Annotated in this window: 7 protein-coding genes and 1 other RNA gene; all 8 read left to right on the plus strand. The window is 36.0% G+C overall.

All coding sequences use genetic code 11. The features are described 5' to 3' along the window. Positions 1–314: 314 nt before the first annotated feature. The gene (treP, locus tag CD147_RS00930; protein ID WP_103165584.1) at positions 315–1757 is read left to right on the plus strand and encodes a PTS system trehalose-specific EIIBC component; all 1443 of its coding nucleotides are present in this window, start codon (positions 315–317) and stop codon (positions 1755–1757) included. A 104-nt stretch (positions 1758–1861) separates the two neighbouring features. Beyond that, a complete protein-coding gene (gene treC / locus CD147_RS00935; RefSeq protein ID WP_103165585.1) occupies positions 1862–3499 on the plus strand; it encodes an alpha,alpha-phosphotrehalase in 1638 nt (545 codons plus the stop codon). A gap of 29 nt (positions 3500–3528) precedes the next feature. Further along, positions 3529–4278: a trehalose operon repressor gene (treR, locus tag CD147_RS00940; RefSeq protein ID WP_103165586.1), complete on the plus strand. Its 750-nt coding sequence runs from the start codon at positions 3529–3531 to the stop codon at positions 4276–4278. A 369-nt stretch (positions 4279–4647) separates the two neighbouring features. Beyond that, positions 4648–4917, plus strand: an RNA gene (gene ffs / locus CD147_RS00945) — signal recognition particle sRNA large type. A 189-nt stretch (positions 4918–5106) separates the two neighbouring features. After that, entirely contained in the window at positions 5107–5637 is a 531-nt protein-coding gene (locus CD147_RS00950) for a GNAT family N-acetyltransferase (RefSeq protein ID WP_103165587.1), read from the plus strand. Positions 5638–5805: 168 nt separating this feature from the next. After that, positions 5806–7524 (plus strand): DNA polymerase III subunit gamma/tau, encoded by a 1719-nt coding sequence (dnaX, locus tag CD147_RS00955; RefSeq protein WP_103165588.1) that lies wholly within the window; start codon positions 5806–5808, stop codon positions 7522–7524. A 160-nt stretch (positions 7525–7684) separates the two neighbouring features. Beyond that, positions 7685–8002: a YbaB/EbfC family nucleoid-associated protein gene (locus CD147_RS00960; RefSeq protein ID WP_103165589.1), complete on the plus strand. Its 318-nt coding sequence runs from the start codon at positions 7685–7687 to the stop codon at positions 8000–8002. Between the two features lie 6 nt (positions 8003–8008). After that, on the plus strand, positions 8009–8605 hold the full coding sequence (gene recR, locus CD147_RS00965) for a recombination mediator RecR (RefSeq protein ID WP_103165590.1): 597 nt from the start codon (positions 8009–8011) through the stop codon (positions 8603–8605). The last annotated feature ends 500 nt before the right edge of the window (positions 8606–9105 follow it).

The raw sequence follows: 9105 nt of genomic DNA on the forward strand, positions 1-9105 counted from the left end.
CCCAAGTCCGGCTGAAGGGATCGGTCTTGAAAACCGACAGGGCCTTAACGGGCCGCGGGGGTTCGAATCCCTCTTCCTCCGCCATTATAATTAAAATCCAAGACTAATAAAAATATAAAAAAGACAAGTACTCATAAGATGATGGGTACTTGTCTTTTTTAATTGTCATTGTTTTGAAATGTTAGATAATATATTTCCTTAGCTAATACACTTTTTCAGTCTGATAAGCGATTTTTGACATTTAAATGAAAGCCTTTACAAAACTTGTCTAGACAAGTTATACTTTATGCAATAAAGTTAAGGGAGTGAAGGCTGTGGCTGTAAAAAGAAAAGATGTTCAAGACATTGTTAAAGCGATAGGTGGCAAAGATAACGTTAATACCGCTACACATTGTGTAACGCGCTTACGTATAGTGTTGAAAGATGATAACAAAGTAGACAAAGATGCCTTAGATGATAACAAATTAGTGAAAGGCCAATTTAAAGCTGACAATCAATACCAAATTGTGATTGGGCCAGGCACTGTTGATGAGGTTTACAAACAGTTTATAGCAGAGACTGGGGCAGAAGAAGCGTCGAAAGAGGAAGCAAAAGCAGCTGCAGCTAAAAAGGGTAATCCTTTACAACGATTGGTGAAACTACTAGGAGATATTTTTATTCCAATTTTACCTGCCTTGGTAACTGCTGGTTTATTAATGGGTATTAATAACCTTTTAACGATGAAAGATTTATTTGGAGCTAAACCACTTGTAGAGCAGTATCCACAACTTGGTGATATTTCAAATATTATCAATGTAATTGCGAGTACGGCATTTATCTTCTTACCAGCCTTAATCGGTTGGAGTAGTATGAAAGTGTTTGGTGGAAGTCCTATTCTAGGGTTAGTTCTTGGCTTGATCTTAATGAACCCACAACTTGTGTCACAATATGACATTGCTAAAGGTCATATCCCTACTTGGAACTTATTTGGTTTAGAAATTAAACAGTTAAACTATCAAGGGCAAGTCTTACCAGTATTAATTGCTGCATACGTCTTGGCCTTAATAGAAAAAGCACTGAATAAAGTCGTCCATGATTCTATTAAAATGCTTGTCGTAGGTCCGGTTGCATTGCTTGTCACAGGTTTCTTATCATTTATTATTATTGGACCTGTAGCGTTAGCAATTGGAACAGCTATTACAGGCGCTGTGCAATTCGTCTTTGAACATGCCGGCTGGTTAGGTGGCGCAATCTATGGTTTCTTCTATGCGCCATTAGTAATTACAGGTTTACATCATATGTTCCTAGCTGTCGACTTCCAATTAATGGGCAGTAAACTAGGCGGTACATACTTATGGCCAATTGTTGCTATTTCTAATATCTGTCAAGGTTCAGCTGCGTTCGGCGCGTGGTTTATCTATAGACGTCGTAAAATGGTAAAAGAAGAAGGGCTAGCTTTAACATCAAGTGTTTCAGCATTCCTAGGAGTGACAGAGCCTGCAATGTTTGGTGTGAATTTACCGTTAAAAGTACCTTTCTTTGCAGCGATTTGTACATCAAGTATTTTAGGTGCTATAGTTGGCGCAAACAGAGTATTAGGTAGTGTAGGTGTGGGAGGTATCCCTGCTTTCATATCTATTCAAAGTGAATACTGGTGGATTTATCTTACAGTAACGTTCCTTGCCATATTTGTACCAGCAATCTTAACAATTATTTTCTCAAGCTTTACGACGGTTAAAGCTAAAAAGATGGTCGAAACGCCCGACGAATCAAAATAATAATATATAACAACTATAAAGACGTTCACGTAACACATCACGAGTTCCTGAACGTCTTTTATTTTTTAAAAATAAAATTTAAATTTAGTGAAGGTGGCATACTTATGACTCAGAAAGATTGGAAAAAATCAGTAGTCTATCAAATTTATCCAAAGTCATTTAATGATACAACAGGCAATGGCGAAGGGGATTTAAATGGTATTATTGAAAAGTTAGATTATCTTCAATACTTAGGTGTCGATTATATTTGGTTAACGCCTATCTATGAATCTCCAATGAATGATAATGGATATGACATTAGTAATTATTTCAAAATTAACGAGCAATTCGGCACATTAGAAGAATTTGAAATGTTAGTCACTGAAGCACATCGACGCGACTTGAAAGTCATGTTAGATATTGTGATCAACCATACTTCTACCGAACACGCATGGTTCAAAGAAGCAATCAGTTCAAAAGACAACCCGTATCGTGATTATTACTTCTTTAGACCTTCTCAATACGGACCGCCAACTAATTGGGAATCTAAATTTGGTGGCAATGCTTGGAAATATGATGAAGCTACGGATGAATACTATTTGCATCTATTTGACGTCACACAAGCAGATTTGAATTGGGACAACAAAGAAGTGCGTCAATCCCTCTATGACGTCGTTAATCACTGGATTAATTTCGGTGTAGATGGCTTCCGTTTTGATGTAATTAACCTTATTTCCAAAGGTGAGTTTAAAGATTCTCCGAAAATTGGGAAAGAGTTCTATACAGATGGCCCACGCGTACATGAGTATTTACATGAATTGAACCGTGAAACCTTTGGAGACAAAGAGATGATGACGGTAGGTGAAATGTCATCGACTACGATTGATAATTGTATCAACTATACACGACCTGACCGACAAGAATTAAGTAGCGTCTTCAATTTCCATCATTTGAAAGTTGATTATGTTGATGGGGAAAAGTGGTCGAATGCGAAGTTAGATTTTCTAAAACTAAAAGAAATTCTTATGGAATGGCAAGTCGGCATTAGTCAAGGTGGCGGTTGGAATGCGATATTCTGGTGTAACCATGATCAGCCACGTGTCGTCTCACGCTTTGGAGATGATTCAACTGAAGAGAACCGTCAAGCGAGTGCTAAGATGTTAGCTATCGCTTTACACATGTTGCAAGGTACGCCTTATATTTATCAAGGTGAAGAAATTGGTATGACTGATCCACATTTTAATTCGATTCAACAGTATCGAGATATTGAGTCATTAAATGCTTATACAAATTTGAAAAATAAAGGTATAGCAGAAGATGAAATTCTTACTATTTTAGGACAGAAATCGCGAGATAATTCACGTACGCCAATTCAATGGACGGCAGGCCACCAAGCAGGATTTACTACAGGCACACCATGGATTGAGATACCTAATAATTATAAAAACGTAAATGTAGAAGCGGCTATTGAGGATGATTATTCTATCTTACAGACCTATCGTCAACTTATAGCGTTGAGACATGAACATGATATTATTACTTATGGCGAGATTGAACCACTATATATGGAACATCCTCAATTATTTATTTATCGCCGACACTATAACAATCAATCTTGGTTAGTGATTGCTAACTTTTCAAAAGAAGCGGTTAAACTACCTGAAGATCTTAACACTACAGGTGATATTATTATGCAAAATGGCTCTATCGAAAATGGTGACATATCAGGGTTTGGCGCTATAGTAATTGAGTTACAAGCGTAAGAAATTTGAGTTAATAACGGAGAAAGTATATGGCAGCACAAAAATTTATAACGATATACGAAACATTAAAACAACAGATTAATGATGGGATATACTCATACGGAGAACTACTGCCCTCAGAACATGAATTATTAGAGCAATATCAATCTTCACGTGAGACGGTAAGAAGAGCGCTTCATTTACTAGAAGATAATGGTATGATTCAAAAAATTAGAGGCAAAGGGTCTATCGTCATTGATCAAAAATTGACCGAATTCCCTTTTTCAGATTTAATAAGTTTCAAAGAAGTTAAGGAAGAACTAGGCTTACAACACAACACGATAGTGCTAGTTAATGAAGTAATTGAAGCGGAACAAGAGCCTTACATTAAACAGCAATTAGGACTTAACTCGACTGATAAGCTTCTCCACGTCGTTAGAAGTCGTCATATTAATGGCAAGACGAAGATTTTAGACGAAGACTATTTCTTGGCTTCAGTAGTACCAAAGATTTCAAATACTATAGCACAAGATTCGATTTATAATTATTTGGAAAATGAATTAGCATTAGAGATTAGTTATTCAAATAAATCTATTACGTTTGAACCTTTTACTGAACGAGAATATGATGTTTTTGGAAACGTCGAACCTCCTTATACGGCAACAGTCAGAAGCATTGTCTATCTTAAGGATACGACTCAATTTCAATATAACGTATCTAAACATTTAGCTACAGAATTTAAATTCAATGAATTCTCGAGACGACATAAAAATAAAGATGGAAGAGGGACAGAAATCTAGAGAGCGAGACGGAAATCTAGGGAGTGGCGACAGAAATCTAATGTAATTTCCAAGGTTTCGTAGTCCCGCCCCGGCAAGGTTGACTAGGAATGAAGAAAGTGAGATTTGAACGCCTCTTCATTTCAGACAATCACTGCCAAATTTCAAAGATTTCTTCATCTCACTTCGGCAAGGTAGGCTAGAGATGAAGAAATTACGGATTTAACGCATCTTCATCTCAGTTAACTATTGCTTAATCATAGATTAAGAAATAAAAAGTTTGCTTAGCTTTTAGTTCTACTCAAATCTTAAATACTTTTTCACAACTTCATAAATAGATTGAACTTTAAACTTGCATAAAGAAGTCTATATATAGTATTATAAAACTTACCGTGCTAGGTGGGGAGGTAGCGGTTCCCTGTACTCGAAAACCGCTTTATGCGAGACTTAATTCCTTCGTTGAGGGTGTGACTTTGTGAAGTCTGCCCGAAGCACGTAGTGTTTGAAGATTTCGGTCCTATGCAATATGAACCCATGAATCATGTCAGGTCCTGACGGAAGCAGCATTAAGTGGATCCTCATATGTGCCGTAGGGTAGCCGAGATTTAGCTGTCGACTTCGGTAACGTTTATGATACACACTCGATTCGAAGGTGCACGGTTTTTTTAATAAATATAACTACGTTTAACATATAGATGATAAGAGAGTGGCTTTGAATACAAAGTCGCTCCTTTTTTGTATAAAATGAGAAAGTATAGTGAATCGATAATTTAGAAAATAATTTGTCTTTGTGTTGGGGAATCATTTTCAAAAAAAGAATATAAAAGACAGACAATAGGGGGAGGATTTATGCAAATATATTTAAGTACGTTAACTGAGGTGGACTACGCTGAAACACTAAATAAGATAGAAGAAATTTATGACGCTCAGGCAGGAGTAGACGGTAAAGCTCAGCGTAAACTTATTTCACATCTACGTAAAGCACCGACCTATAATTATGAATTAGAAGTTATAGCGAAGAATGAGGATGCCGCTATTATTGGACATATTATGCTAAGTGAAGTCTCGCTTGTAGCAAAAGAGGACAACTATAAAGCACTAGAAGTCGTGTCGTTAATCGTCGACCCTGACGTTCGCAATCAAGGTCTAGGTAAAGCGTTAGTTCAAGCTATTGAAGAGCGCGCTAAATCTCAACATTATACTACGATTATAGTAAGTCATAGTTCTGATTATTTTAACCAACTAGGCTATGAACTAGCGGAGGAGCATCATATTTTCCCGGAAAATACTGACGCCTCTACAATTCGCGTAAAATTTTTATGGGATCAATTAAACGATTACCCCCACGGGATTGTGTATAGAAGTAGCGAAGAAAGTTAGTTTGGTTTAATGGTTTACACGAGATTAGAACACTTATAGTTTACGCTCTAAAGAAATTATGAGCGACATCCTAACCTCATCAAAATGTCTTAATCTATAAGAAATTAATTGAATTCTAGAAGTCGTTGCGTGATATAATGAGTAGTAATTGTTAACGGAGGTGCGAATGTGAATTATCAAGCTTTGTATCGAATGTTCAGACCCCAAAGTTTTGACGATGTGGTCGGTCAAGAACATGTAACTAAAACGTTGCGAAACGCTATTTCAAAAGGTAAACAGTCTCATGCCTATATTTTCAGCGGTCCGCGTGGTACTGGTAAAACAAGTATTGCTAAAGTGTTCGCAAAAGCAATCAATTGTTTGAACCCTCAAGATGGAGAACCCTGTAATGAATGCGCAATCTGCAAAGGGATTACACAAGGGACAAACGGCGACGTTATTGAAATTGATGCCGCAAGTAATAACGGTGTCGATGAGATAAGAAATATTAGGGATAAAGTTAAATACGCACCTAGTGAATCGAAATATAAAGTTTATATTATTGACGAGGTTCATATGCTTACTACAGGTGCTTTTAATGCCTTATTAAAAACATTAGAAGAACCCCCAGCACATGCGATTTTTATTTTAGCAACAACTGAACCTCATAAAATTCCACCTACTATTATTTCACGTGCACAACGTTTCGATTTCAAAGCAATTGGCACAGAACAGATAGTTGATCGTTTGCGCTTAGTAGCCGAAGAACAAAGCTTAGACTATGATGAAGCAGCGCTAGAATTTATTGCGAAAGCTTCAGAAGGCGGTATGCGTGATGCACTAAGTATTATGGATCAAGCGATTGCTTTTGGTGATGACCATCTGAAATTACAAGATGTACTTGATGTCACGGGTAGTGTCGACGAAGCAGCGCTTAATACTTTGTTTAAAGATATAGTAGAAGGCAATGTCAAAGAGGCATTTGCACGTTATCATCGTTTTACTGCAGAGGGTAAAGAAGTGAATCGCTTAATCAATGATATGATTTACTTTGTACGAGATACTATTATGAATAAAACGGTTGAAGCTCAAGCGGAATATGATGCGTTGATGAACTTTGATTTAGAAACTCTATATCACATGATTGATATCATTAACGACACATTGGTTTCAATTCGATTTAGTGTTAATCAGAACGTGCACTTTGAAGTTCTGTTGGTGAAAATTGCTGAAATGGTAAAATCACAACCTGAAACGGTACAAAATGTGGCAACAACACACGTAGCGTCAGAACCGAATAATGAAGTATTATTACAACGCATGGAACAACTTGAGAATGAATTGAAAACACTCAAAGCGCAAGGTGTACCACAAGCTAATAATAGTAGAAACGGCAATACATCTAATTCAAACCGTAGAGGTAAACGACAAAGTAAAGGTACCTTCTCAATGACAAATATTGCGAAAGTACTTGATGAAGCGAACAAAGAAGATATTCAATTATTGAAAAAACATTGGTTAGAAGTAGTAGATTACGCTAAAAGTAATGATAAAAAATCATTAGTGAGTTTATTACAAAATTCTATTCCAGTCGCTGCTAGTTCGAAACGTGTATTAATTCAGTTTGAAGAAGAAATCCATTGTGAAATCGTTAATAAAGACGAGGAAAAACGTAGTAGTATTGAAAACGTTGTAAGAAATATTATTAATAAAGATGTTGAAGTCGTCGGCGTGCCTTCTGATCAATGGATGAAAGTACGTTCAGAGTACATCAATAACCGTAAACAGTCAGAGAATGAGGAGGCCTCTTCTGTTTCTAATGCTAAAGAGAAAACGCAAGAAGCAGATGTGGCACAAAAAGCACGAGATTTATTCGGAGAAGATACCGTACATTTAATAGATGAATAACACTTATATAGAAGAAAGACGTTTTATTTTTGGGAAAATGTAGTTATCTAAAGTGAAGGTCTTTCGGAAAACAGTAACACATGACAACAAATATAAACGTATGTATAATAAAATATAAATTAAAAGATAATGTCGATACATTTAAGGAGGAAATGATATTATGCGCGGTGGCGGAAATATGCAACAAATGATGAAACAAATGCAAAAAATGCAAAAGAAAATGGCTCAAGAACAAGAAAAACTTAAAGAGGAACATATCGTAGGAACAGCTGGCGGTGGCATGGTTTCAGTTACAGTTACTGGTCATAAAGAAGTAATCGATGTTCAAATCAAAGAAGAAGCGGTAGATCCAGACGATATCGAAATGTTACAAGATTTAGTATTAGCTGCAACTAACGAAGCGATGAATAAAGCAGATGACTTAACACAAGAACGTTTAGGTAAACACACTCAAGGCTTAAACATCCCAGGAATGTAATTGTAGATGCATTATCCTGAACCCATATCTAAATTAATAGATAGTTTCATGAAACTGCCAGGCATTGGCCCCAAGACGGCTCAACGTCTGGCATTTCATACTTTAGATATGAAAGAAGACGATGTTGTCCAATTTGCGAAAGCCTTAGTAGATGTTAAGCGTGAACTTACCTATTGTAGTGTGTGTGGTCACATTACTGAAACAGATCCTTGTTATATTTGCGAAGATAAACAAAGAGATCGTTCAGTAATCTGCGTAGTTGAAGATGATAAAGATGTTATTGCTATGGAAAAGATGCGAGAATACAAAGGACTTTACCATGTATTACACGGCTCCATCTCACCTATGGATGGTATTGGACCAGAAGATATTAACATCCCTACATTAATTGATAGATTAAAAGACGAAGAAGTTAAAGAACTTATACTAGCTATGAATCCGAATCTTGAAGGTGAATCAACAGCAATGTATATATCAAGATTGGTTAAACCAATTGGTATTAAGGTGACTAGATTAGCGCAAGGATTATCAGTAGGTGGAGATTTAGAGTATGCTGATGAAGTAACGCTTTCTAAAGCAATAGCTGGTAGAACAGAAATGTAATAAATAAAGTCGCTACATTTTAGAGAATATATAGTATGAGATAGGCTCACATACTATTGTAGAAGCCTAAGAACTAAGGCGTATCTACTGTGAACTCTAGGATATAGCGACTTTTTAAATTTTATTTAAAAAATATGTAAATTTTTTAAAGTTTGTTATTTAGGCGCTTATTTAGTGATATATAGGGTACTTGTATTGTTTTGAGTATTGTTAAACAAACTATTTGTTTTGTTGGAAAAGATAAAGTTCGTCTTTAAAGGTGGATAACGACTTTTTAGAGTTGGTTAGTGTAATTTTTACAGTTGTTAAATCGCTAGAAAGCCTGTATAGTATATATCTGTTGAACGAAACAAATCAACGAACATTAAAAACACTTCAAAAAATAATTTTTAAAAGTTGTTGACTTTTCAATCGATAGCGAGTATAATTATTTCTTGTGATAATAAAAATGAACATTGAAAACTGAATGACAATATGTCAACGTTAATTCCAATAAGTAA

The organism is Staphylococcus devriesei, from assembly GCF_002902625.1.
GTDB classification, from domain to species: Bacteria; Bacillota; Bacilli; order Staphylococcales; family Staphylococcaceae; genus Staphylococcus; species Staphylococcus devriesei.

Excerpts from the sequence above, each read along its gene's own strand:
- treC (WP_103165585.1), top strand. The coding sequence starts at position 1,862 with ATGACTCAGAAAGATTGGAAAAAATCAGTAGTCTATCAAATTTATCCA.
- treR (WP_103165586.1), top strand. The coding sequence starts at position 3,529 with ATGGCAGCACAAAAATTTATAACGATATACGAAACATTAAAACAACAG.
- recR (WP_103165590.1), top strand. The coding sequence starts at position 8,009 with ATGCATTATCCTGAACCCATATCTAAATTAATAGATAGTTTCATGAAA.
- CD147_RS00950 (WP_103165587.1), top strand. The coding sequence starts at position 5,107 with ATGCAAATATATTTAAGTACGTTAACTGAGGTGGACTACGCTGAAACA.
- CD147_RS00960 (WP_103165589.1), top strand. The coding sequence starts at position 7,685 with ATGCGCGGTGGCGGAAATATGCAACAAATGATGAAACAAATGCAAAAA.